This window comes from Streptomyces xiamenensis, assembly GCF_000993785.3.
GTDB classification, from domain to species: Bacteria; Actinomycetota; Actinomycetes; order Streptomycetales; family Streptomycetaceae; genus Streptomyces; species Streptomyces xiamenensis.
Map to the genome: position 1 here is coordinate 3,660,285 of NZ_CP009922.3, position 23,714 is coordinate 3,683,998.

The following is a 23,714-nucleotide window of genomic DNA, read 5'->3' on the forward strand; positions in this document are numbered from 1 at the left end:
GGTTTCTGCGTCTCGACCGGTGAACCCGTGTCAGTGAGAGGATCTGGATCTTCATGGCCATCGTCGGGGCCCTTGTCGTTTTGCTGCTGCTGAGCGCCGTTCACTGGTACCTGTGGAAACGGCTGGTCGCGGACGTGTCCGCGCCGGGCGGGGTGTACCGGCGGGTGGGGACCGTCGTGCTGGTGGTGATGCCGGTGACCACCGTGCTGTTCCAGTTCGGCGGCACGTTCGGCCTGCCGTTCGAGGTGGAGAAGGCGGTCGCGTGGCCGGGCAGCTACTGGATCGCGGTGCTGCTGTACCTGCTGCTGTCGCTGGCGGTGGGGGAGGTGCTGCGGCCGCTGGTGCTGCGGGTGCTGCGCCGTCGTGACGCGCGGCGCGTGGAGCGGGCCGGCGTGCCGGGGGAGGCCGCGGAGGCCGAGGTGTCCGCCCAGAGCGTGGCGGAGCGCGAGGACGAGCCGGTGACGGTCGGGGCCGCCGGCGGTCCGGGCCAGGGCGCCGGTTCCGCCGGGCTCCCGGACGCGCCGGAGCGGCAGGCGGTGCCGGCCGGGCAGGCGGACGACGTACCCGGGCGGACCCCGGAGGGCGTGCCGGGCCGTACCGAGCCGGATCGCCGCCAGTTCGTGGCCCGTACGGTGGCGGCCGGCGCCGGCCTGGTCGCGGCGGGCACCGTCGGCTACGGCAGCTACCGCTTCCGGCAGCTGACCACCAAGCACGTCCGGGTCCCGCTGGCGAAGCTGCCGCGCGCCGCGCACGGCTACCGGATCGCGGTGGTCAGTGACATCCACCTCAGCGCGATACTCGGCAGCTCGCACAGCCGCCGGATCGTGGACGCCATCAACCGCTCCCAGCCCGACCTGATCACGGTGGTCGGGGACATGGTGGACGCGGAGGTCTCCGACCTGCGCTCGGCGGCGGCGCCACTGGCGGAGCTGGAGGCGGCGGACGGCGCGTACTTCGTCACCGGGAACCACGAGTACTACGTGGACACCCTGGAGTGGGTGGACCACGTCCGGGAGCTGGGCATGATCCCGCTGGAGAACGCCCGGGTCGAGCTGCCGTTCTTCGATCTGGCCGGGGTCAACGACGTCCAGGGCGAGGGCACCGCGCACGGCGGTCCGGACTTCGAGGCGGCGCTGGGGGACCGCGACCGGCAGCGGGCGAGCGTGCTGATGGCGCACCAGCCGGTGCTGATCCACGACGCGGTGGACGCCGGCGTCGATCTCCAGTTGTCGGGGCACACGCACGGTGGCCAGATGTGGCCGGTCACCTATGTCGCCGATCTGGCCAATCCGACCCTGGCCGGGCTGGAGCGGTACGGGGACACCCAGCTGTACGTGTCGCGCGGCGCCGGGGCGTGGGGCCCGCCGGTCCGGGTCGGCGCGGACCCGGACATCACGGTCATCGAGCTGGCTTCGACGCAGACCTGAGCCGCCGCCCGGAAACACGGCCCGAGCGGGGCCGGACCGGACATCCGTCCGAATTTCGTCTCATCCTCTTCTGTCGGTCAACTATTCGGCTCACTCTGATGTCTTGGATAACGACATGGGAACAGATGAAGTGCGCAACAGCTACGATGCGCATGGACATAGGAGGACAAAGTGAGCAAATCGGAGTCCGGGGCCGTTGCGGGGGACGCTCTGGTCATCCGGGGTACGGTCCGCGACTCGCTCGGTGTGGCACTGCCGCGGGCCGTGGTGACCCTGGCTGTTCCTGGGGGCAGACAGCTGGAGAAGACGCGGAGCGCCGACGACGGCGGCTTCCAGGTGCGCGCGCCCGGGGAGGGCGACTATCTGCTGGCGGCCTTCTCGCCGCAACTGGGCGCGCAGAGCGTTACGGTGAGCCTCGACGGGCGGCCCGTCGAGGTGGAGTTCCGCATCGATGTGCCGGGCACGATGGTGCCGTAGCGGCTTGATCACGGGGCGAGTTGTGGCCGGTCCGTTGTCTCCCGCGTGGTGCACGGGATATGCCCCTGTGGTTGGCTTGGCCCGCGACATGTCTTCCGATGAAGGGCGCGGCGGGTGCGAGGGATCCGAGCCAAAGGGGCCATAGGCATTGGGCTGGCCGTAGTGCTGGTCTTGGGCGCCTTTGGCGGTTGGTTGCTGTTCGGGCCGAAGGGGAGCGACAAGGACCCGATCGTGGTGGGGAGCACATCCCCACCCACCAGCGTGGACCCGGGGGCCGCCACCGACGCGGCGGCCTGGTACCTGATGAGCAACCTCTACCAGTCGCTGCTCACCTTCGTCCCGGGGAAGGAGGAGCCGGAGCCGGACGCGGCCGAGAGCTGCGGCTTCACCGACACCGAGCTCACCGTCTACCGCTGCACTCTGCGGGAGGGCCTCACCTTCAGCAACGGGCGGGAGATCACCCCCGACGACGTGAAGTTCTCCTACGACCGGATCCTCGCCATGGGCGAGCGGGCCAGCCGCGAGGCGGACGACCCGAACATCCCGGAGGACGAGAAGTTCAACTACTCCGGGCCGATCACCCTGCTCAGCTCGCTGGAGGCGGTCCGGGTCGACGGCCAGGACATCGTCTTCGAGCTCTCCCACACCGACGCCACCTTCCCGTTCATCGTGGCCGGTACGACGGGCGCCATCGTCGACCGGGAGAAGTACGAGGAGCTGGAGGTCCGTACCGACAACAAGGTCGACGGCTCCGGCCCGTACCTGCTGAAGTCGTTCACCCCGGACGTGAGCGCCGAACTGGTGCCCAACCCGAACTACGACGGCCCGTACGAGGTCTCCGACTTCCCCATCACCGTCCGCTACTTCGTGCAGGACGAGGACGGCACCTCCGCCGAGGACCTGCTGGCGGAGTCGTGGGACCGGGGCGAGATCGACGTCGCGGACGGCAAGCTGCCGCCCGAGGTGGTCGCCGAGATCAACTCGGCCTCGCCCGAGTACCGGGTGTACGAGTCGACCGGTGGCTCGATCCGCGTGATGACGCTGGCCACCGACATCGAGGGTTCGGTGATGTCGGACGAGACCGTGCGCCAGGTGGCCGCGGCCGTCCTGGACCGGCAGGCGATCGCCCGCCAGGTGCAGCGCAACACGGTGGAGCCGCTGTATTCCCTCATACCCGTGGGCTTCACCGGCCACGGCACCCCGTACCACGACCTGTACGGTGACGCGCCCGACCCGGCGGAGCTGACCCAGAAGCTGGAGTCGGCCGGCTACGAGCTGCCGATCCCGTTCACCCTCGCCTACTCCCGTGGTGCCGCCAACCACGAGGAGGCCGAACTCATCCAGCAGCAGCTGGAGGCCGACGGCCTGTTCGACGTGGAGATCGAGTACTACGACTGGCAGGAATTCATCCCGATGAAGAACGCCGGGGAGTTCGAGGCGTACCTCATCGGCTGGCGCCCGGACTACCCGGACCCCGCCACCTTCACCGACTCGCTGCTCGGCCCCGGTGACAGCATGCGCACCGGTTACGTGAACAGCGAGATCTACGGTCTGATCGAGGAGACCCAGGCGGAGTCCGACCGGGGCCGTACGGACGACAGCTTCCGCGAGATCCACGAACTGGCCGCCGACGCCGCCACCATCGTGCCGATCTGGCAGGAGAAGCGGCTGGTGCTGGCCGGACCCGACATCACGGGCCTCCAGCATCTCCAGGGCAGCTCCGGCGTCTGGCGCCTGTGGGAACTGAGCCGCCTGTAACGGCTGTTCCCCCACCGAAGCAGTACCGCCGCCCGGCCGGACCCCTTCCGGCCGGGCGGCGGCATGTCTGCGGCATATGCACGACAAAGCCGCGGCATACGGGAACATGGCGCCCATGACACGTCTGCGCCACACGATCGCCACCCAGGCCCTCGATCGCCGCGAGGTGGAAAGCCTCCTCCCGACGCTGCACGAGATCGCCGAGAGCATGCTCGTCCAGCAGGCCGACGCGATACCGGAGGAAGAGATACGCCGGTGCGCCGAACGGGGCGAACTGGCACTGCCCCGACGACTGCGCCAGGGCGAACGGTTCACGGCACCGCTGGACGACACCGCGCGGCTGACCACGACCGTATGGGCGTGGGACCGCCGCGCGGAGAGCGCGCTGAAACTGGAACTCGCCTCGGAGCGGCCGGATCTGGAGGCGGCCGAGGGCACGGCGGAGGTGAGCTTCCGCAGCGCGGAGCACCCGGGGCGGCTTGAGGTGTCGGCGCGCGGGGCGCTGAACCGCTGGACGGTGTTCGGCCGCCGGATGGTGTGGGGAGAGGGCAGCGCGCGGCTGGACTGGCCCCGTTGGTGGGAGGCGCTGACCACCGGCGCGGACGGTCCGGCGCCGGTGACGGCGCAGGCCGCGTTCACCCTGGCCCGTGCCACCGTGGCGATCACCCCGAGCCGGGGCGAGCCGGGCGAGTGGCTGCTGGAGATCAGCGTGACCGTCACAGGCCGTGGCATCTGGCGCCCGTTGGTCGGCACGGCGCTGTGGCTGGCGAGGGGGGCCGTCCGCCGGCGCTTCGCGGAGCAACTGGACGAGGCCGCGCGGGAGCTGTGCGACGAGGACTTCGGCCGGTTCCCCCGTACCCCCGAGGAACTTCTGGCGCTGTACCTGGAGTCCGTCCTCCGCGAGGCCGGGGAGGACGCGGAGGACACGGATCCAGGGGAGCGGGGCGAGGAGGGCGGCGCACACCGTGCGGCGGTGGGTGAGGTGTTCCTCGGCAAGGACGGCGAGGCGAACGCCGCCGGGCCCGACCGGGCCACCGACCGGCCCTGACCCACCGCGCGGTCGGGAGCGCCCCCGGAGCGGGCCCGCTCGGAAGCGCCGGCTGCCGCCGCCCGTGCGGTGCGCCCGGCCGTGCCGGCGGGATCCGGGAACGCCCCCGCTGTCCCGGATCCCGCCGGCACCGCCGCTCGGCCACGGCCCCCCGTCAACCGGTCCGTTCCGGTGGCCGGCGAGAGGACAGCAGGGCCGGGATCAGCGCCAGCAGCACCGCCGCCACGGGCCACAGGTACGCGTGCCGGACGGCCTGCGTCATCGTCTCCGGATCGGCCCGCGTGAACGGCTCGGTCAGGCGCCGCGCCATCAGCAGGGACACCGCCGCCGCGCCCACGGAGGCGGCGATCTGGGAGAAGATCGCGATCAGCGTGGACGCCGCCGGGGCCTGGTCGGGGGACAGCCCCCGGGTGGCGGCGGCGATGCTCGGCATCAGGGTCATGCCGCCCCCCGCGCCGATCACGATCAGCGCGATCATCAGCCGCCAGTACGGGGTGTCCGCCTGCGCCTGGAGCGCGAACCCGGCGAACCCGGCGGCGCCCAGCAGCACGCCCGGCACCACGATGGAGCGGGGCGCCACCCGGTCGGTCAGCCGGGTCGCGAACTGCATCACCGTTCCCGACGCGAGCGCCAGTGGAGCGCCCATCAGTCCGGCGGTCAGCACGGACGCCTCCCGTACCGACTGGAAGTAGATCGGCGCCAGCACCATCGAGCCGAAGTAGCCGGTGGCGAACAGGAACACGGTCGCCACCCCCACGGCGAGCCGGCGTTCCCCCAGCAGTCGCAGCCGTACCAGGGGCGAGCTCGTGCGCAGGGCGCGTACCGCGAAGGCCGTGATCAGCACCAGGCCGGCGGCGGTGGGCACGAGCGAGTGCGCCGAGGTCATGCCGGACTCGCCCTCCGCGCCCCGGGTCAGCCCGTAAATGAACGCGCCCAGACCGGGCGAGAGCATCAGCAGCCCGGGCAGGTCCAGGCGTTGCCCCGAGCGGGGCGCGTCGCGCGGCAGCAGCCGTACCGCCAGCAGCACGGCGAGCGCCCCGACCGGCACGTTGATGAGGAACATCCAGCGCCAGGAGACGGAGTCGATGAGCAGTCCGCCCAGCACCGGGCCGGTGAGCGGGCCGATGAGGATGGGGATGCCCAGCAGGCTCATCACCTTGCCGTTGTCGCTGCCGCGCCGGGCCGCCGCCTGGAGCATGACGGCCATGCCGACCGGGGACACCAGGCCGCCGGCCAGCCCTTGCAGGACGCGGAAGGCGATCAGCGACTCCATGTTCCAGGCCAGGCCCGCCAGCGCGGAGCCGACCGTGAAGGCGGCGATGGCGGTGAGGTAGACGCGCCGGCTGCCGAACCGGCCCATCGCCCACCCGGCGGTGGGGATGACGGCGGCCAGCGCCAGGGTGTAACCGGAGGAGACCCACTGCACGGTGGTGATCGCGGCCCCGAACTCCCGCGCCAGGGTGGGGTAGGCGATGGCGACGACGGTGGTGTCCAGCACGATCATCACCGAGCCGATGATGACGACGGTGGCCAGCGCCCCCAGCCGCGGCACGGGTGAGCGCGGCGGGAGCGGGGCGGCCGGTCCGTCGCCGGGGGATATGGCGGGGACGCCGACCTCGGCGGTGCGCATCAGCGGGCTCCGTACGGCTGTACGGCGCGGGCGTCGCTCAGCGCCCGGCCCCACCAGGCGAGTTGGTCCAGCATCGTCGTGGCGGCGCCGCCGCAGCCCTCGGGGTCCACGGGGCGGCCGGTGCCGTCGAAACTGCCCCACACCCCGTGGAAGCTGACGGTGTCGCGGACGGAGACGGCGTGCAGTTCGGCGAAGACCTGCCGCAGTTGCTCGACGGCGCGCAGGCCGCCGGAGACGCCGCCGTAGGAGACGAAGCCGACCGGTTTGGCGTGCCACTCCTTGTTGTGCAGGTCGATGGCGTTCTTGAGGCCGGCCGGGAAGCTGTGGTTGTACTCGGGGGTGACGACGGTGAAGAGGTCCGCCGCGGCCAGGCGGGTGGCGAGGGCGTCGGTGCCTGGGGTGCCGCCGGCCATGTCCAGCGGCAGCGGGTGCTCGGCGAGGTCGATGACGTCGACGGTCATGTCGGTGCGGCGCGCGGCGTGTTCGGCGAACCAGCGGGCGATGGTCGGGCCCATGCGGCCCTCGCGCACGCTGCCGACGATGACGGCGAGGCGGAGCGGGCGGCGGGGGATCGGTGACATGGCGATGTCCTGTCCTGTTCCGGTGGGTCCGGCCGGATCGGCCGGGCATCGCCCATGCTGATACTTCAAGGGAACTTGAGGTCAAGCTCCGGCCGGGCGACCCGCCCGGCCGTCCCCTCGCCCGCGCGGGTCAGAACACCTTGCCCGGGTTGAGAATCCCCAGCGGGTCGAACACCGCCTTGATCCCGCGCTGCAACTCCAGGGCATCGGGGCCCAGTTCTCGGGCCAGCCAGTCCCGCTTGAGCACCCCGACCCCGTGCTCGCCGGTGATGGTGCCGCCCAGCTCCAGGCCCAGCGCCATGATCTCGTCGAACGACTGCCGCGCCCGCCGCGCCTCGTCCTCGTCCGAGGCGTCGAAGCACACGGTGGGGTGCGTGTTGCCGTCCCCGGCGTGCGCGATGACGCCGATCGTCAGCCGGTGCCGGTCGGCGATCTCCGCGACCCCGTCCAGCAGTTCCGCCAGCCGGGCCCGGGGCACGCACACATCGTCGATCATCGTGGTGCCCTTGACCGCCTCCAGCGCCGAGAGCCCGGCCCGCCGCGCCGCAAGCAGCATCTCGGACTCGGCGGCGTCCTCGGCCGGCACGACCTCGGTGGCGCCCGCCGCCCGGCACAGCTCGCCGACCGCCGCCAGCTCCGCGCCCGGCTCCGGGGTGTCGAACCCGGCCAGCAGCAGCGCCTCGGTGGACTCCGGCAGCCCCATCCGCATCATCCGGTTCACGGCCTGGACGGAGGTGCGGTCCATGAGTTCCAGCAGCGAGGGGGCGTGACCGGCCGCCATGATCCGGCACACCGCGTCCCCGGCGGCGGCCGACGAAGCGAACTCCGCCGCCAGCACCAGCTGCTGTCGCGGCGCCGGCTTCAGCGCCAGCACCGCCCGCACCACCACGCCCAAGGTGCCCTCGGACCCCACGAACAGCCGCGTCAGGTCGTACCCGGCGACCCCCTTGGCGGTGCTGCGGCCCGTCGACAGCAACCGGCCGTCGGCCAGCACCACATCGAGCCCGAGCACGTACTCGGCCGTCACCCCGTACTTCACACAGCACAGCCCACCGGCCCCGGTACCGATGTTCCCGCCGATGGTGCACTGCTCCCAGCTGGACGGATCCGGCGGGTACGCCAGCCCGTGCCCGGCCACCGCCTTGGACAGCTCGGCGTTGACGACCCCCGGCTCCACCACCGCGATCCGGTTCACCGGGTCGATGTCGAGGACGCGGTTCATGCGCACCAGCGACAGCAGGACGCACCCGTCCACGGCGTTGGCCGCCCCCGACAGCCCGGATCTGGCCCCCTGCGGCACGACCGGAACCCGCAGTTCGCTCGCCACCCGCAGGACGTGCCGTACCTGCTCCACCTCGCGCGGCAGCACCACCGCCGCCGGGGTGCCGGCCGGGCAGAAGCTGGCCATGTCGTGGGCGTACGAAGCGAGGACATCGGCGTCGGTCAGCACGGCCTCGGCCGGCAGACCCTCCCGCAGCCGGGACACAAGATCGCTCATAATCCGCATCCTGGCACCGCCCCAGGAAGGTGGGAAGCCCACGCGCGACACCGGGAAAATCGCTGGCCGGACCCCCTGCCCGGTGAGATCTTGGCCGGATGCAGCCTTACGAGAGACACCTCATCACCCATGCCCACCACCCGATCGCGGCGCCGCTCCACCCGCACTCCGTTCTGGAACTGCTGGAACGGGCCCTGGGGGACGACGACGCGGCCGAGTTGCGCGTCCTCGACGTGGGCTGCGGAGAGGCCGCCTGGCTGCTGGAGGCGCTGGACCATTTCCCCGGGCTGCGCGCCGTGGGCATCGACATCAACGCCGCCGGACTGGCCCGCGCGGCCGAGGAGGCCCGGGCACGCGGCGTCGCGGACCGGCTGGAACTGCACGAGCTGAGCGCGGCCGACTACCACGCCCCCGAACCGTTCGACGTCGTTCTGTGCGTGGGCTCCACCCACGCCCTCGGTGGCCTGCTGCCCACCCTGGACGCCCTCCGCGCGTACCTCGCGCCGGGCGGCCGGGTCCTGATCGGCGACGGCTTCTGGGAGCGCGAACCGACCCCGGCCGTACTGGAGGCGCTGGGGGAGGGGCCGGACGCCTACGCCGACCTGGCCACCACGGTCGACCGGATCACCGGCGCCGGCTGGGCCCCGGTCTACGGGCACACCAGCACCCTGGACGAGTGGGACGACTACGAGTGGTCCTGGACCGGATCGCTGACCGCCTGGGCGCTGGACCACCCCGACCACCCCAAGGCGGGGGAGGCCGCCGAGACGGCCGCGGCGCACCGCGACGCGTGGCTGCACGGCTACCGGGGCACCTTCGGCTTCGTCAGTCTGGTGCTGCGCAGTACACGCTGAGCCGGCGCGGCCGGGTCACTACGAGGGATCCGCGACCGTGCGCTCCATCTGATCGCGGATCCCTCGCCCCCCGATGGTGACTATGCGAGTAGACCGCCGGGACGGCACCGGGCACAAGGGCGGGTCACTGTGCACGGTGCCCAGAATCGGCCTCGTGGCTGGACACGCTGATCCGCAGCGCGTGCACCAGATCGTGGATGCCGGGCCCGGAGGCGCTCAGGTCGCGGTGCAGCAGCCGTTCGGCGGTCCGCAGGTGGGCGGTGACGGTGGTGCGGCTGAGGCCCAGCTCCTGGGCGGCCCGCCGGGCGTCGGCGTTGGCGTCGATCCAGCCGCGCAGGGTGCCGCGCACGCGGTGGTGTTCCGCCCCGGCCAGCGGAGTCCAGAACGCCCGCGCCCAGCGCCGCGCCGCGTCCGTCCCCAGCAGATCGGTGAGCCGCGGGGCGTCACCCGGGCCGGTGCCGGCGCCGGGCTCCGGGTCGGTGGCCCAGGGCGGGTCCGCCCGCCGCGCCGCCAGGGCCACGGCCAGGTGCAGCGCGGCCCGGTCCCGTACGGCGTGCAGATCCATGCCCAGCGCGCTCTCCACCTCCCGTACGTGCGCGCCGACGGTGGTCCTGCTGAGGTTCAGGAACCGGGCCACCCCGGCGCGGGGCATGCTCAGCGCGAGACCGGTGATGTCCACGGCGAGCCGCGGCACCGCGTCCAGGGGCCGCAGCAGCCCGGCGGCCCAGCGGCCGGCGGGGGCGGGCGGCAGCAGCCGCGCCAGGGGTTCGCGTCCCTCGTAGCCGGCGATCCGGTCCGGGGTGGTGCGGGCCACGGCCAGCGCGTGCCGGGCCTGCTCGTACGCCTCGGCGGTCGCGGCCAGCGGCTGCACGGCGCTGATGCCCAGCGTGTACGTACGGTTCGCGCCGACCAGCTCGCGCAGCGCGCCGGCCAGCGGCTCGCCCGCCGGATCGCCCTCCGGGATCAGACAGATCAGATGCTCGTCGTACACCGGGCAGCGCACCATCAGGGCCCGGCCGTGGAAGCCGGACGGATCCTGGTACGTCTGCGCCAGCCGGTCCCGGTCCCCCGGCGCACAGCGCAGCAGATGGACGCGCGCCCGCTCCGTCTCCAGCACCCCGGCCGGATCGCCCGCCGACATCCGCCGCGCCAGCACCGGATCCCCCGCCATCAGCGCCTGGAACAGCGCCAGCCGCAGCTGCCGGGCCTTGCGCTGGTAGCCGCGCCGCGCCGCGTCCGTCTCCCGGGCCCGGAACAGCAGGTCGAGCACCCCGCACACCTGCGAAGCGACGGCCGACTCCGCACGGTCCGGGGCCCGTTCGGCAGCCACCACGAGCACCCGGTGCGGCGGCCGCGGCCCGATCCGCTCCAGCCGCAGCCACCACGACCCGGCCCCGCCCTCCCCGCCGGTGGTGGTGGCGGCCGACGCCAGCCGGCCGCCGACCACCCGGGGGGCCAGCTCCTGGAGGCCGGCCCGCGCAGCGGACGGAAACCCCGCGGTGGCCTCCTCGACCTCCACCGGGCCGTCGCCGCGCCCGCCCACCACCGCCACCTGGGCGTCCAGGCGCGCCCCCAGCCACTCCAGCACGCCGCCCACACCCGCCGGGCCCCCGGCGGCCCGAAGCAACCCCTCCACGGCAACCATCCCCTCGCACCAGCGCGGCCCACGACACGGAAAAGCCGCCACAGAAAAAAATACGGGCGCGGTGTCGATCCGGCCCGTCCCCGTTCGACGTAAGGGTGAGGCAGGGAAAGCCCCCGCCCACCGAGCGATCCAGGAGCCACTATGCCCCGCTTCATCACGCTGATCCGCAACGACGAACAGAACATCCCCGCCGACGGCTTCCCCGCCGACTTCGGGGCACGCATGGGGGCGCTCCTGGAGGAGATCACCAAGGCCGGGGTCATGCTCGACACCGCCGGGCTCACCCCCAGCTCCGAGGGCACCCGCGTGACCCTGTCCGGCGGCAAACTCACCTACACCGACGGGCCGTTCACCGAGACCAAGGAAGTCATCGGCGGCTACTCGATCATCCAGGCCAAGGACAAGGAGGAGGCGCTGTACTGGACCAAGCGCTTCCTGGAGATCCACCCCGACGTGTGGAACATCACCGCCGAGGTGCGGCAGATCACCGAGGACTGATGGTCTGATGGGTGGCCGTGACGGAACCACGCGTGACGGCCACCATCGAGGCGGCCTACCGGATCGAATCCCCGCGGGTCATCGCCGCCGCGGCCCGCATCGTGCGCGATGTGGGCATCGCCGAGGAGATCGCGCAGGACGCGCTGGTCGCCGCCCTCGAACAGTGGCCGGAGTCGGGCGTCCCGGACAAGCCGGGCGCCTGGCTCACGGCCACCGCCAGGCGCCGGGCCATCGACCTGGTACGCCGCAAGGAGACGTACGCGCGCAAGCTCGCCGAGGTGGGCCGGTCGCTGGAGGACACCACCCCGCCCCCGGACCCGCCCGATCCGGAGAACATCGACGACGATCTGCTGCGCCTGATCTTCACCGCCTGCCACCCCGTGCTGCCCACGGCCTCGCGCACCGCCCTCACCCTGCGGCTGCTCGGCGGCCTGACCACCGCCGAGATCGCCCGCGCCCTGCTGGCCGCCGAACCCGCTGTCGCCCAGCGCATCGTGCGCGCCAAACGCGCCCTCGCGACGGCCGGCGTCGGCTTCGAGGTGCCGTACGGCGAGGACCGCGCCGCCCGGCTGTCCTCCGTCCTGGAGGTCATCTACCTGATCTTCAACGAGGGGTACACGGCCACCGCCGGGGACGACGTGGTCCGCCCCGCCCTGTGCGAGGACGCGCTGCGGCTGGCGCGGGTGCTGGCCGCCCTGATGCCCGGGGAACCCGAAGTGCACGGCCTGGCCGCGCTGCTGGAGTTCCAGGCCTCCCGCATCCCCGCCCGGACCGGACCGGACGGGGCACCGGTGCTGCTCGCCGACCAGAACCGCACCCGCTGGAACCGGCCCCTCATGCGGCGCGGCGCCGACGCCCTGGCGCGCGCGGGCGGCGGCGGACCGTACGCGCTGCAGGCCGCGATCGCCGCCTGCCACGCCCGGGCCGCCCGCTACGAGGACACCGACTGGGCGATGATCGCCACGCTGTACGGGCGGCTGCTGACCCTCACCGGCTCCCCGGTGGTGGCCCTCAACCGGGCGGTCGCCGTCTCCATGGCCGAGGGCCCGGCGGCCGGCCTGGCCCTAGTGGACGCGCTGCGCGAGGAACCGGCCCTGAAGGACTACCACTTGCTGCCGAGCGTGCGCGGCGACCTGCTCGCGCGGCTGGGCCGGGACGCCGAGGCGAGCGAAGAGTTCCGCCGCGCCGCGTCCCTGACCCACAACGAGCGGGAACGGGAACTGCTGCTGGAACGGTCCGCCCGCTAGACCTGCGGCGACGCCTGCTGTCGTGGCTGCTGCCATGCCCGCTGTCACGCCCGCTGTCACGCCCGCTGTCACGCCTGCCGTCGGGCCTGCCGGCGGACCCGCTACCGGCTCGGTCGCCGGAGGCGGACGCTGAGCTGGGCCCCGAGTTCGGCGAAGCCCAGGGCCGCCGCCACCCGCCGGGACGCCGGGATCCGGGCTCGCCACTGCGGCAGCAGCCCGGCCGCCAGCGCGTGCGCGGCAGCCGCCGAACCCGTCGCCCTGGCCAGGCCCCGCCCCCGGCGGCCGGGCCGGGTCAGCACGCCGATGTGCGCCGCGCCCCCGGCCCACCGCCGGTAGCCCGCCGCGGCCACCACCGTCTCGCCGTTGAGGACGACGAACGCGGGCGAGGTGATCCGTCCCAGGTCCGCCTCGTCCGCGTCCTGCGCACCGGACTCCCGCTCCAGCTCCTCCACCGCGGCGTGCCGGGCCGGGAGGTGGACGACCGCGGGCCCGCCGTCGTCCACCGGCCGGAAATGAGCGGCGTCCAGATACGCCAGCGCGGCCGGGCCGAGCGACTCGGCCACCGGCAGGACACGGCGTACGGCCGCCGGGTCGACGGCCGCCCCGGCGGACAGCGAAGCGAGGGCTGCCCGTACCGGCGCGGCCCACGCCTCCTCCGGAACGGTCGCGATCACCGCCCCACCGACCGCCGCCACCCCGGCCCATCCGGGCGGGCACAGGCCCGACGCGGGCGAGAGCACCACCTGCGGCCCCTGGTCGGGGCGGAACGCCACCGGCACACCGGCCAGCGACTCCCAGACGGCACGGGCGGCGGTGAACAGCGGCGGATCGATCGGCATGCCCCCGATCCTGGCACGCGTGGCGGTGACGCCTCCGAGCGACGGCGTTCGTCCATAGCGGCGGCCGCCCGGTCCCCGTCCGCCGTCCGTGCGCGCGAATGGCCCCATTCCGGCCGGGGGACGGCGCTGCGATGAGTTCGCGCCGTCCGGGAAGTCCCACCATCAGGGTTCGACCACACAGGAGGAACACATGGCTCAGCTGCTGAGAGTCCAGAACTTCACCGTCTCACGTGACGGGATCGGTGCCGGAGAGGACCAGAGCCTTGAACATCCGTTCGGCCATGCGGTCGACCCGGCGGAGCTGTTCGCCTGGGCCGGTGCGACGGCGAGCTGGCCCAACCGCACCGACCCCGGAGGGAGCAGGGGCCTGGACGACTACTTCACGCGGGACTTCGCGCACAACATCGGTGCCGAGATCATGGGCCGCAACAAGTTCGGGCCCCAACGCGGCCCCTGGACCGACCACGAGTGGCGCGGCTGGTGGGGAGAGGAACCCCCGTTCCACACCCCGGTGTTCGTGCTGACCCACCACCCGCGTCCTTCGTTCACCCTCTCCGACACCACCTTCCACTTCGTCGACGCCGACCCGGCCACCGTCCTGGAGCAGGCACGGCAGGCGGCGCGGGGCAAGGACGTCCGGCTCGGCGGCGGGGTCAGCACCGTCCGGGAGTTCCTGGACGCCGGTCTCGTCGACACGCTGCATGTGGCGGTCGCACCGGTGGAACTCGGGTCCGGACTGCGCCTGTGGGAGTCACCCGAGGAACTGCTCGACCGGTACCACCTGGAGGTCGTGCCCAGCCCGAGCGGCATGACGCACCACCTCTTCTGGCGGAAGTGACCGCACCCGGCGCCGGCCGGGGGCGGCGGGTGCGTATCCCCCGCCGCCCCCGCACGCCTCACTCCTCCTCGCTCCACCACGGCCCGGCACCCGTCGTGTCCCGCAGCGCGTTGGTGACGCAGTGGATCTCGCCGCCCACCGTGCCCACCGCGTGCGCGTAGTCCCACTCCTCGACCCACGCCACGTGACCGGCCCCGGCCGCCGCGAAGGCCGCCTCGGTCTCGGCCTTGAACGCCGCGTCGTGCGGTTCGGGGGCGAGGAAGGTGCCGGCCCCGGTCTGCACGCCGTTCGCCACGGCGGGCAGGGCGTTGGCGACGACGTCCTGGCGCGGATAGCCGGGGATCACCAGCCGCTCGAAGAGCGCGGGCACCCGCACGATGTCCTCGTCCCCCAGCCCGAGTTCGTCCTCGAACAGGTCAAGCGCCGCCTCGATGCCCCGCGCCGCGATCCGGGTCCCCGCCAGGACCTCCGGGTCCTCCGAGCCCGTCAGTTGCAGGCCGCGTTCCGGGTCGGCGACCAGCGCCGCCCAGCCGCGCGCGGTGTCCGCCGGGACGAAGGACAGGAACTCGTCGATGTGGCCCACGCCCAGCCAACTCGTGTCCACGGCCAGCGGACGCTGCTCGCGCTGTGCCTCCAGCAGCCGCAGGAAGTCCGCGTCCGGCGCCGCGTCCCCGCCGTCCGATCCGTACAGCACCCGGCCCGCCGGCGCCCCCGCGTCCGGCGGCGTGACCAGGAAGTTGCCGGTGGAGCTGAACGACCCCCACAGCTGGCTGCGTTCGTCGTCCCCGACCCGGCCGGCGTCGTACTCCTGGATCACCGCCGTACCGGGGCCGCCCAGCACCGTGTACGCCGAGCGCCCCGCGTCGCGCAGCGGGAAGTCGGCGGTGCTCCCCTCCGGCATCACATCGGCCGAGCGCAGCAGCACGTTCATCCGCCGCACCTCTCCGTCCGGTCCGGTACGGCGAAGTAGCCGGTGATGAACTGGTCCCGCATCCACCGGTCGCCGCCCGTCGGATACTCCAGCAGGTGCCCGTTCAGCCCGGCCGCCTCCAGCGCGGCGCTCAGTTCCTCCCGGAAGACCTCCTCGCCGTCCTCGACCGGTGCGGCGGGGGATTCCGGGTCGTAGCCATGCCGTTCGGCGTCCTCGGGGGTGGTCCCATTGTCGCTCATCACCATCCGGTCGATCGGCAGCAGATCGTGGGTCAGGATCAGCGGCGCGACCCGCAGCGCGGCGTGGGCCCGCTCCGTGCGCCCGCCGTCCACGACGGTGAGCGAGACCTCGATCCCGCCGTCCCACACCGCCGGGTCGCGCACCAGGTCGGTGGCCTCCAGGGCGAGTTCGACACCGTCACGCAACTGCGCCGCGCTCAGCCGCTCCTCGGCGGGCAGCACGGTGTACGCGGTCCCCTCCCGCACGAACAGCCGGGTGTACGGGGCCGACGCGGGATCGACCCGGACCGTCCCGTAAGCGCCCTCGCCGAGCCCCGGCAGCGCCCCGATCCGCAACGGGGCCAGGTCCAGGGCGTCCAGCGCCCCGTTCACCACCTCGTCGGCGGCGTCGTGGCAGGCCGCCAGCGCGTCGTCGGGGAGCCGGGCCCCGTCCTCGCCGAGGGAAGGGCAAAGGCCGGCGCTGTCATCGAGGTTGGGCATGACGTACGGAACGGCCGCCGTCAGCGTCACCGTGGAACCGGGGCCGCCGGCCGACTGGCAGCCGGCGAGCGGGATCAGGAGGACGGCGGCCGTGCTCGCGGCGACGGCCAGCCTTGCGGTGCGTCTCATGATCCCCACCCTGGGCGAGCGACACCGCCCGGCGGATCGGCCACCGGACAGAGAACACCACCCCCGCGCCTCTGCCGAACGGCAGAGGCGGCACCCCGCCCACGCCCGTACGCTGGCCCGATGCGCGGGTGGACGGTCGGCGAAGGCGTACGGGGGCTGCTCGCGGCCGGGTTGACGGTCGCTGCCCTGCTCGCGCTGCCCTCGGCCGGACCGCTGATCGCGCTCCCGGCGGCCCTGGCGGGCGGCGCCGCCCTGCTGGCCCGGTCCCCTCACCTGGCGACCCCGGCGGTGGCGGCGGGGTCGCTGGCCGCGACCGCCGCCTACCGCGGCCCGGCGGGCAACGCGGTCGGCCCCTGGTGGCTCCTGGAGACCGCGGCCCTGCTCGCGCTGACCGTGCCGGCGGCCCGCCGCGGCCTCCGGCACGCCGTACTGCCGGTGCTGGCCCTGACCGCGCTGCCGCTGCGCGTCGGCCTCCACCTCGAACCTCCCTCGCCCGCAGACGAACTGACCGTCATCTGCCTGCTGGCCGCCGCCGCCTCCGGTGCCGCCGTCGCCGCCGGCCGCCACCTGCGGGCCCAGGACACCCGCCGCGCGCACGCGGTCCGCGAGGCCCGCCGGGCGCAGCGCATCGCGCTCGCCCGCGATCTGCACGACTTCGTGGCCCATGAGGTGAGCGGCATGCTGGTGCAGGCCCAGGCCGGCCAACTCGTCGCCGCGGGCGACCCGGACGCGGCGATGGCCGTGCTGCGCCGCATCGAGGCGGCGGGGCTGCGCGCGATGGACACCCTGGAGGAGACGGTCCGCATGCTCGACGCCGACGACGGCGAGGACTCCGGCCCGACCGCTCCGGGCGCGGTGCTCGCCGAACTGACCGCCGCCGTCCGGCGGTACGGCTCCGCCACCCTGGACCTGGACCCGGCCGTCCGTGACGTGCCGCCCTCCGCACACCGGCTGGTGACGGAGGCGCTGACGAACGTACGGCGCCACGCGCCCGGTTGCGGCGACGTCCGGGTGACGGTGGCACGCGGGGGTGAGGGCCTGACGGTGCGGGTCCTCAACTCCGTCCCGCCCGCTGCCACCGCCCGTCCCGCCGCCGGCGCCGGTACCGGACTGGCCGCCCTGCGCCGCCGCCTGGCCACCGAGGACGCCACCCTGACCGCCGGCCCCACCCCGTCCGGCGGCTGGCACACCACGGCCGTGTGGGGTGGCGCGTGACGATCCGCGTCCTGATCGCCGACGACCAGGACCTCGTACGGCACGGGTTCCGCATGGTCGTCGGGGCACAGCCCGACATGTGCGTGGCGGGGGAGGCGGCGGACGGGCTCGCCGCCGTGGCGGCGGCCCGGGAACTGCGCCCCGACGTGGTGCTGGCCGACATCCGGATGCCCGGGGTGGACGGACTGGAGGTGGTGCGGCGGCTCGCTCCCGAAGGCCACCGGGTGATCGTGGTGACCACGTTCGACGACGACGCCTACCTGGGCCCGGCGCTGCGCGAGGGCGCCGCCGGCTATCTGCTGAAGCGTTCGGGGCCGGCCCTGCTGGTGGAGTCGATCCGCGCGGCGATGGCCGGGGACACGCTCATCAGCCCCTCCCTGACGGCCCGCCTGCTGCGCGGGCTCCCGGCGCCCCGCCCCGCCACCGGCCCGGACCCCTCGGTGCTGACCGCCCGCGAGAGCGAGGTCGTTCGCCTCGTCGCCCGGGGACTGAGCAACGGCGAGATCGCCACGGCGCTGAGCATCGGCCTCGGCACGGTCAAGACCCACGCGGCGGCGGCCCAGCGCAAAGTGGGCGCCCGCAACCGGGTCGGCGTCGCCGCCTGGGCCTGGGGCGCGGGGCTGATGGAAGGCCCCTGAACCGGCAACTTCCTGGGACTGTCGCGGCCGAGACGCAGCTTTCGAAAGTGCTGGTCACAGACATGCGCTGATGGCCGCGACCAGCACGGTCGCCTCATGGCGGACGGCGAGCTTGTCGTACCTCGCCGCCACCGCGAGGAACGGCCGCATCACGGCCTGCCGATTCCCGGGGCCTCAGCAGGCCGGGTGCCCCGCCACGTTGAAGGCCGAGCTCAGGAAGAGGGAGCTCAGACCTCGCAGTGCGGCTACCTGGACGTCACGCAGCCGGCTCCGGGGCTACTGGTGTCGTGGGAGAACTTGTTGCGTTCTGCGCCGAAAGAGTCTCGTAGACGGTACCGGCGAGGTCGGGCAGCGTGTCCTCTCCGCCGACGGCGCTGTTGACAGCAATGGCGATGATCGTGCCAGTCTCCGGGAGGTACATGTGCAGCACCCGGTTTCCATAAGTGGCCCCCTCATAGAACCAGACCGTCCCGGCCACAGGATGAGCGATCTTCACGAGACCGAGCCCGAAACCCATGGGATCGTCGGCCGTGACGTTCTCGATGGACTCACTCGTCTGCATCGAGACCAAAGACTCCAGCTCGCGCTGCTGCGCCGGGGGCAGCAGTTGACCGCTGTACAGCGCCCTGTCCCAGGCCGTCATGTCCTCCAGCGAACTCACCAGGCCACCCGCTCCCTGCGCCCAGGACAGGGCGAGCGGAGGAACCGACTTGTTGAGATGGTTCGGCAGGTCGGAATGGGTGGAGTACGGCGTCGGCATGCGCGAGGCCGTGCCCGGAGGGCAGTACGGGGGGAGGCAGGTGTCGTTCATTCCGAGAGGTTCGATGATGCGCTCGGCGAGCTGCTCAACGTAAGTATCGTGCGACGCTCGTTCGACAATCATCTGCGCGAGGAGGTAGTTCGTGTTCGAGTACTCGTACGTCGGGGGACCCAGTGGCAGGCCCTCCACATAGGACATCAGGCGCTCCAGTGTGAAGCGCGTGTAGGGGTTGGCGTCGAAATCCCTCAGGAACGCACTCTGCTCGGTGTAGTTGGGGATGCCGCTGGTCATCGACAGCAGTTGCGTGATGGTGACATCGCGCCACGCCGGATACTCGGGAAGCCACTGTCCCAGCTTGTCCGTCATGGACAGCTTTCCTTCGGTCTCCAGTTGAAGCAGCAGCACGGACGTGAACGCCTTGGTGTTGCTGCCGATCTGCCACAGCGCCCCGCTGTTCACCGGCCGGCCACCGCCGTAGCGGAACGTCCCCACATCGACCGAGATATCAGGTCGCTGATCGGCATAGGTCACCCGAAGGGAGACCGCTGAGAAATGATCCTTGGCGCCCTGATCATCCAGATATTTCTCAAGGTCACTGCGTAGTGACGCGGTAACACTGCGCCCGGATGGCTCCACCACCGCGTACGCGACGGCCGGCCCACTTCCCGACACCATCATCCCCGAAAAAAGCGCCGCAGTGACCGTCGCCAGGGCCACGAGGCGCTTCCCTTGCCGACCACCTCGCCGACGAAGCCCGTACCTCATTGTCGCTATTCCTCCATCGAATTGAACAGAATTGGGAACGACGATCACGCTACGCAGTGGAGGCGCGGCAGGTAATGGGGGTAACCCCCTGCTTGGCGCTGGTGCTGACTCCCTGAGTGCGGCCCAATACAGCTTCGAAGGCAGCCGACTGCCCGTCGGAAGAGGAGGGGGCACGACGGTCATCGACTCATCACTGAGGCGCGACAACTGACGCCCCGACACCGCCGGGAGGTTCCTTTTGTCATTCCCCTTAGTTGCCGGGGCCGAGCAGTTCGAGGACGCTTTCGAGCGCGCCGTCGGCCGAGCCGGCCTTGAGCGCGAAACGTACCGGAGAGAGCGGCCGGCCCGCCGGGTCGCTGTGGTGGGCGCGGGCCGCTTTCTCCGCTGCCCTGAGCGACTTCACGGCGTAGGCCAGCAGGCGCCGCACCTCCTCCGGATCCGCGACGGCGACATCGCCCAGCTCGGCGGAGCAGGCGAGGACCTTCTCGGCCGCCGCCTCCAGTTCATGGGGACGGGGGATGGTGTCAGTCCCGATGGACTTCAGCCGGGCGTGCACCTGGCGCAGTCCGGCTATGGCGTCAGCGGTCATTCCGCAACCCTACGCGGGGGTGATGTTGCCGAGTTGGGCGATCAGCAGGCCCAGCCGGTAGGCCTCGGCGAAGTCGGCGGCGGAGTACGCGATGGTCCGCCCGCCCCCGACGCGGGTGACGCCCGGCACCAGCATGGCCAGATCGACCGTGTGGGCCCGGCCCAGGTCGATCTCGATGTCAACCGGCCCCTGCACCCGGAACGGTGTGACCTCATCCCGCCGCGCCACGGCCTTCGCGGCGGCGGCCCGCAGCCGGTCCCGCGCCTCCTGCGGGTGCAGCGCGACGGCGGCGCCCTGGGCGAGCGCCTGCTTCACCTCGACGGTGACCGTCTCGGGCACCAGCTCGCGCACCTCGGCGCAGGCCACGTCGTCACCACTGAGCAGCACCACCGGCACCCCGAGGTGTCCGGCCATGGCGGCGTTCAGCCCGATCTCCCCGAGGGAGAGCCCTGCCACCCGCACATCCAGGATGATGCCGTTCATGGTGTGCGCGATCACGGCGGGCCCGGACCCGGCCCGCCCGTGGTATCCGACGAACAGCACCGCGTCGGTCTCCGCGTCCAGCCCGCCGAGCATCCCGAACGGCCGGGGCTTCCCCCGCACCAGCAGCGCCCGCCGGTCGAGCTCCTCCGGCAGCAGATTGCGGAACGACCCGTGCGCGTCGGCCACCCAGACCTCGGCCCCGGGCTCCCCCTCCAGCACCCCGTCGATCACGGCGTTGACCTCGGCCGTCATCGTGGTACGGGCCCGCGTGTAGTCGTAGCCGTCCGGGTGCGTCTCGGAGGCGTGCACGACCCCCGAGATACCTTCCATGTCCACAGAGATCAGTATTTTGGTCACCCGCCCGACCTTACGCCGCCGCCCCGGAGGACCGGGCCGAGATCGCCCCGCTGAGCAGGACGGCACGTCGACGGGTGGTCAATCGGGGCAGCCTCACCACGAGCGCGTTCCGGCGGCCCGACTGCACGCTCGGTCGCCGGCCGCGGTCGAGCGCGTGCATCGCGGTCGCGACCACCTGTTCGGGGGTCTGGTAAGAGCCCTGGTGGGCCCCGCTGCCCAGGCCGTCGAAGAACTCGGTCCGGGTGAGGCCCGGGGCGAGTGACAGCACCCGCAGGCCGGTACCCCGCGACTCGTGCCACAGCGCCTCGGTGAAGCTGAGGACGAACGCCTTGCAGGCGGCGTAGACCGCCATCGCGGGAACGGGGGTGTACGCCGCCATGCTCGCGACATTCACGAGAACGCCCCGGCCGGAGTCGCGGAGCGGTTCGATGAACGCGCGGGTGAGATCGACGAGGTTGGCGACATTGACGTTCATCTCGTCGGTGAGGCGGTCCGGGTCCTCCTCGTGGAAGGGGCCGTCGGTACCGAAACCGGCGTTGTTCACCAGACCGTCGACCGTGATGTCCCGTCGGCCCAGCTCGGCGGCCAGCCGCCGGCCCGCGCCCGGTTCACTGAGGTCGAGGGGTATCGGGGTGGCACGCACGCCGTGCCGCGTCCGCAGCTCGGAGGCGAGTTCTTCCAGGCGGTCGAGGCGCCGTGCGACGAGGACGACGTCGGAGCCGCGGCGGGCGAGTTCGCGGGCGAAGGCGGTACCGATGCCGGAGCTGGCGCCCGTGACGATCGTGGTCTGACCGGAGAAGCTGATCGGAGTCATGACTGCACCGTACGCAATATCTTGCACTCAGTGCAAGGTGACGCATGCAGTGCAGAGATCTAGACTGAGTGCATGGCCGAAACCCCCTCGCTCCGCGAGCGCGCGCGCCGCGCGGCTCGCACGGAAATCACCGCCAGCGCGGTACGGCTCTTCGCGGAGAACGGCTTCGAGGCAACGACGATCGACCAGATCACCGCCGCGGTCGGCATGTCCCGCCGTTCGTTCTTCCACTACTTCGGCAGCAAGGAGGACGTCGTCCTCGGCGACACCGAGGCGCTGGGAGAGTCGGTGCGCGCCGCTCTGGAGGCCCGTCCGGCCGAGGAGTCGGCCTGGACCGCCATCAAGCAGGCGTTCCTGGTGCTCCAGCAGAAGGCGGGCAGCCCGCAGGAACAGCTGATCCTCGCGCGCATCCACCACGAGGCGCCCTCCCTGCGCGCCCGGCACCTGGAGAAGCACCTGCGCTGGCAGGAACTGCTCGCCCCCGAGGTGCAGCGCCGCCTCGGCCTGCCCGCCTCCCCGGCCCCCGATCCCCGCGCCCTGGCCTTCGTCGCCGCCGCGCTGGCCTGCCTCGACGCCGCCGTCGACGCGTGGTACCGCTCCGGCGGAGCCGACGACCCCGAGCGCTTCTTCGACGAGGCGGTCGCCACCCTCCGCGCCTAGAGCACGGAGCGCGCCCGCGCCGGGCATGGGGAAACCGGCCCCCCGGAGTCGGCCCCGCCCACCGGATCAATCCCGAAACCCGGCCCCGAATGTCGGCAGCGGACGCGTGGGATCGCCGATCCAGGGCCGACTTGTTCCGTCACGGCTGATGGTGAGCCCGAAGGAGTTCAACTGCGAGGCTCCTTGCCCCCGCCACCATTCCAGCGCCCGCGCCACCTCGTCCCACAGTCGGCGTGGCCCGGACTGGTAGACGGTGGCCTTGTCCTTCCCATCCTGGAAAAGGACCGACGCCCACGACCGTGACCCCTCGGCCATGTCGAAGAACCACAGCGTCGATTCGCCATCCTCCCCGGCGTTCAGCACATGGGCGCAGTCCGGCACGCACAGCCCCAGCACGAACCGCGCCCCGCGGAACCGCTGCCCTTCGCCCAGATCGGAGAGGGTCACGCTGGTGGCCGACTCGTCCGCGTCTCCCGGATACTCCCAGACATGCCGGCCGGACCGCCCCCAGTCCAGGCGCTGCGCCCGCAGCTTCATGAACTCCAGCGGGCGTAGAAACGGCCCGCTCGCGGTCCCGTCCTCGGCCACGGTCAGCCGTACCAACGCGTCCTCGTCGCAGTAGTGCGTCCCCCACGGGGCCACGATCAGGCCGCCCGGCCGGGTCTGTCGCACCCACGCCGGCGGGAACTCCCGTACCCCGGCCGTGACGATCACCCGGTCGTACGGCGCCCGCGCCGCCCAGCCGTCCCGGCCGTCCGCGCACACCACCTCGGGATACAGTCCGAGACTGCCCAACTTCGCCCGCGCCCGAGACGCCACCCGCTTGTCCACCTCGACGGAGACCACGTTCCGATCGCCCAGCCGCGCGGACAGCAGCCCGGCGTTCCAGCCGGTCCCCGTCCCGACCTCCAGCACCCGGGCGCCGGGGTACACATCGAGATCGCCCAGCATCCGCGTCACGACGGACGGCATGCTCGCCGAACTGGTCGGCACCCGGCCCGGCCCGGGCCCCGGGTGCTGCCCGTCGTCCCACTGCGTGGTGACGGGAACATTGGCGTAGGCCTCACGTTCCCACGCCACCGGATCCGTCCGCCGGTCCACCGTCCTGCTCCGGCCGGTCTCCATGTCGTACGGCCACATCAGATCGGGCAGAAACACCTCACGCGGCACGGCCTCGAACGCGTCGGCCCACTCCCGCGCCATCGCACCGGTGCGCAGCAGGAACCGCGTCAGTCCTTCAAGGGGACTGACGCGCTCCCTTCGATCAGATTTCACGTGCCCTTCTCCATCGCCCTCGCACGGCTTGTCCTATCT

General features: G+C 72.5%; 23 protein-coding genes. 11 read left to right on the forward strand and 12 right to left on the reverse strand.

The genetic code is table 11. The features are described from left to right. Positions 1-53: 53 nt before the first annotated feature. From SXIM_RS16930 to SXIM_RS16945, 4 genes are all read left to right on the forward strand, one after another. Positions 54-1,427, forward strand: coding sequence for a metallophosphoesterase (locus tag SXIM_RS16930; protein WP_046724592.1), 1,374 nt, complete (start codon positions 54-56; stop codon positions 1,425-1,427). A gap of 171 nt (positions 1,428-1,598) precedes the next feature. Next, positions 1,599-1,904 (forward strand): carboxypeptidase-like regulatory domain-containing protein, encoded by a 306-nt coding sequence (locus SXIM_RS16935; RefSeq protein WP_030728878.1) that lies wholly within the window; start codon positions 1,599-1,601, stop codon positions 1,902-1,904. A gap of 231 nt (positions 1,905-2,135) precedes the next feature. Then, positions 2,136-3,662 (forward strand): ABC transporter substrate-binding protein, encoded by a 1,527-nt coding sequence (locus SXIM_RS16940; protein WP_148236126.1) that lies wholly within the window; start codon positions 2,136-2,138, stop codon positions 3,660-3,662. Positions 3,663-3,777: 115 nt separating this feature from the next. Next, positions 3,778-4,710, forward strand: a complete 933-nt coding sequence (locus SXIM_RS16945; protein WP_046724594.1) for a hypothetical protein — start codon at positions 3,778-3,780, stop codon at positions 4,708-4,710. Positions 4,711-4,864: 154 nt separating this feature from the next. Here SXIM_RS16945 and SXIM_RS16950 read toward each other — a convergent pair whose 3' ends face one another. The 3 genes from SXIM_RS16950 to SXIM_RS16960 all read right to left on the reverse strand — a co-directional run bounded on the left by SXIM_RS16950 (position 4,865) and on the right by SXIM_RS16960 (position 8,419). Then, positions 4,865-6,340, reverse strand: a complete 1,476-nt coding sequence (locus tag SXIM_RS16950) for a DHA2 family efflux MFS transporter permease subunit (RefSeq protein ID WP_053116229.1) — start codon at positions 6,338-6,340, stop codon at positions 4,865-4,867. Continuing rightward, positions 6,340-6,921 (reverse strand): NADPH-dependent FMN reductase, encoded by a 582-nt coding sequence (locus SXIM_RS16955; RefSeq protein WP_046724595.1) that lies wholly within the window; start codon positions 6,919-6,921, stop codon positions 6,340-6,342. The genes SXIM_RS16950 and SXIM_RS16955 overlap by 1 nt, the downstream gene beginning before the upstream one ends. A gap of 130 nt (positions 6,922-7,051) precedes the next feature. Beyond that, positions 7,052-8,419 carry an FAD-binding oxidoreductase gene (locus tag SXIM_RS16960; protein ID WP_046724596.1) on the reverse strand — a complete coding sequence of 456 codons (1,368 nt, stop codon included), beginning with the start codon at positions 8,417-8,419 and terminating at the stop codon, positions 7,052-7,054. 98 nt (positions 8,420-8,517) lie between these two features. Between SXIM_RS16960 and SXIM_RS16965 the strand changes: the two genes are divergently transcribed. Continuing rightward, entirely contained in the window at positions 8,518-9,273 is a 756-nt protein-coding gene (locus SXIM_RS16965; RefSeq protein ID WP_046724597.1) for an SAM-dependent methyltransferase, read from the forward strand. A 124-nt stretch (positions 9,274-9,397) separates the two neighbouring features. Here SXIM_RS16965 and SXIM_RS16970 read toward each other — a convergent pair whose 3' ends face one another. Beyond that, positions 9,398-10,909 (reverse strand): helix-turn-helix domain-containing protein, encoded by a 1,512-nt coding sequence (locus SXIM_RS16970; protein ID WP_148236127.1) that lies wholly within the window; start codon positions 10,907-10,909, stop codon positions 9,398-9,400. A gap of 150 nt (positions 10,910-11,059) precedes the next feature. Here SXIM_RS16970 and SXIM_RS16975 point away from each other — a divergent pair, with 150 nt between their 5' ends. Next, the gene (locus SXIM_RS16975; protein WP_046724599.1) at positions 11,060-11,416 is read left to right on the forward strand and encodes a YciI family protein; all 357 of its coding nucleotides are present in this window, start codon (positions 11,060-11,062) and stop codon (positions 11,414-11,416) included. Positions 11,417-11,433: 17 nt separating this feature from the next. Then, complete coding sequence (locus tag SXIM_RS16980) at positions 11,434-12,663, forward strand: RNA polymerase sigma factor (RefSeq protein ID WP_420707214.1); 1,230 nt, start codon at positions 11,434-11,436, stop codon at positions 12,661-12,663. 101 nt (positions 12,664-12,764) lie between these two features. Here SXIM_RS16980 and SXIM_RS16985 read toward each other — a convergent pair whose 3' ends face one another. Further along, positions 12,765-13,502, reverse strand: coding sequence for a GNAT family N-acetyltransferase (locus SXIM_RS16985; RefSeq protein ID WP_046724600.1), 738 nt, complete (start codon positions 13,500-13,502; stop codon positions 12,765-12,767). 190 nt (positions 13,503-13,692) lie between these two features. Between SXIM_RS16985 and SXIM_RS16990 the strand changes: the two genes are divergently transcribed. Beyond that, complete coding sequence (locus SXIM_RS16990; RefSeq protein ID WP_046724601.1) at positions 13,693-14,340, forward strand: dihydrofolate reductase family protein; 648 nt, start codon at positions 13,693-13,695, stop codon at positions 14,338-14,340. Positions 14,341-14,398: 58 nt separating this feature from the next. On the opposite strand, the gene SXIM_RS16995 is transcribed toward SXIM_RS16990, so the two are convergent. Both SXIM_RS16995 and SXIM_RS17000 read right to left on the reverse strand, forming a co-directional pair. After that, a complete protein-coding gene (locus tag SXIM_RS16995) occupies positions 14,399-15,271 on the reverse strand; it encodes a protein-arginine deiminase family protein (RefSeq protein WP_053116231.1) in 873 nt (290 codons plus the stop codon). Beyond that, positions 15,268-16,119, reverse strand: a complete 852-nt coding sequence (locus tag SXIM_RS17000; protein WP_046724603.1) for a hypothetical protein — start codon at positions 16,117-16,119, stop codon at positions 15,268-15,270. The genes SXIM_RS16995 and SXIM_RS17000 overlap by 4 nt, the downstream gene beginning before the upstream one ends. A 120-nt stretch (positions 16,120-16,239) precedes the next feature. Here SXIM_RS17000 and SXIM_RS28570 point away from each other — a divergent pair, with 120 nt between their 5' ends. Then, a complete protein-coding gene (locus SXIM_RS28570; protein WP_046724604.1) occupies positions 16,240-17,334 on the forward strand; it encodes a sensor histidine kinase in 1,095 nt (364 codons plus the stop codon). Beyond that, positions 17,331-17,972, forward strand: coding sequence for a response regulator (locus SXIM_RS17010; RefSeq protein WP_046724605.1), 642 nt, complete (start codon positions 17,331-17,333; stop codon positions 17,970-17,972). Before SXIM_RS28570 ends, SXIM_RS17010 begins: the two co-directional genes overlap by 4 nt. 256 nt (positions 17,973-18,228) lie before the next feature. Here SXIM_RS17010 and SXIM_RS17015 read toward each other — a convergent pair whose 3' ends face one another. The 4 genes from SXIM_RS17015 to SXIM_RS17030 form a co-directional block, all read right to left on the reverse strand. Continuing rightward, positions 18,229-19,449 carry a serine hydrolase domain-containing protein gene (locus SXIM_RS17015; protein ID WP_046724606.1) on the reverse strand — a complete coding sequence of 407 codons (1,221 nt, stop codon included), beginning with the start codon at positions 19,447-19,449 and terminating at the stop codon, positions 18,229-18,231. Between the two features lie 298 nt (positions 19,450-19,747). Further along, on the reverse strand, positions 19,748-20,086 hold the full coding sequence (locus SXIM_RS17020) for a hypothetical protein (protein ID WP_053116232.1): 339 nt from the start codon (positions 20,084-20,086) through the stop codon (positions 19,748-19,750). A 9-nt stretch (positions 20,087-20,095) separates the two neighbouring features. After that, positions 20,096-20,926: a M55 family metallopeptidase gene (locus SXIM_RS17025; RefSeq protein ID WP_046724608.1), complete on the reverse strand. Its 831-nt coding sequence runs from the start codon at positions 20,924-20,926 to the stop codon at positions 20,096-20,098. 10 nt (positions 20,927-20,936) lie between these two features. Next, positions 20,937-21,740, reverse strand: coding sequence for an SDR family NAD(P)-dependent oxidoreductase (locus SXIM_RS17030; protein ID WP_030728841.1), 804 nt, complete (start codon positions 21,738-21,740; stop codon positions 20,937-20,939). Between the two features lie 72 nt (positions 21,741-21,812). Between SXIM_RS17030 and SXIM_RS17035 the strand changes: the two genes are divergently transcribed. Beyond that, complete coding sequence (locus tag SXIM_RS17035) at positions 21,813-22,400, forward strand: TetR/AcrR family transcriptional regulator (protein WP_046724609.1); 588 nt, start codon at positions 21,813-21,815, stop codon at positions 22,398-22,400. A 66-nt stretch (positions 22,401-22,466) separates the two neighbouring features. Here SXIM_RS17035 and SXIM_RS17040 read toward each other — a convergent pair whose 3' ends face one another. After that, positions 22,467-23,675 (reverse strand): methyltransferase domain-containing protein, encoded by a 1,209-nt coding sequence (locus SXIM_RS17040; protein ID WP_046724610.1) that lies wholly within the window; start codon positions 23,673-23,675, stop codon positions 22,467-22,469. Between the last annotated feature and the right edge of the window lie 39 nt (positions 23,676-23,714).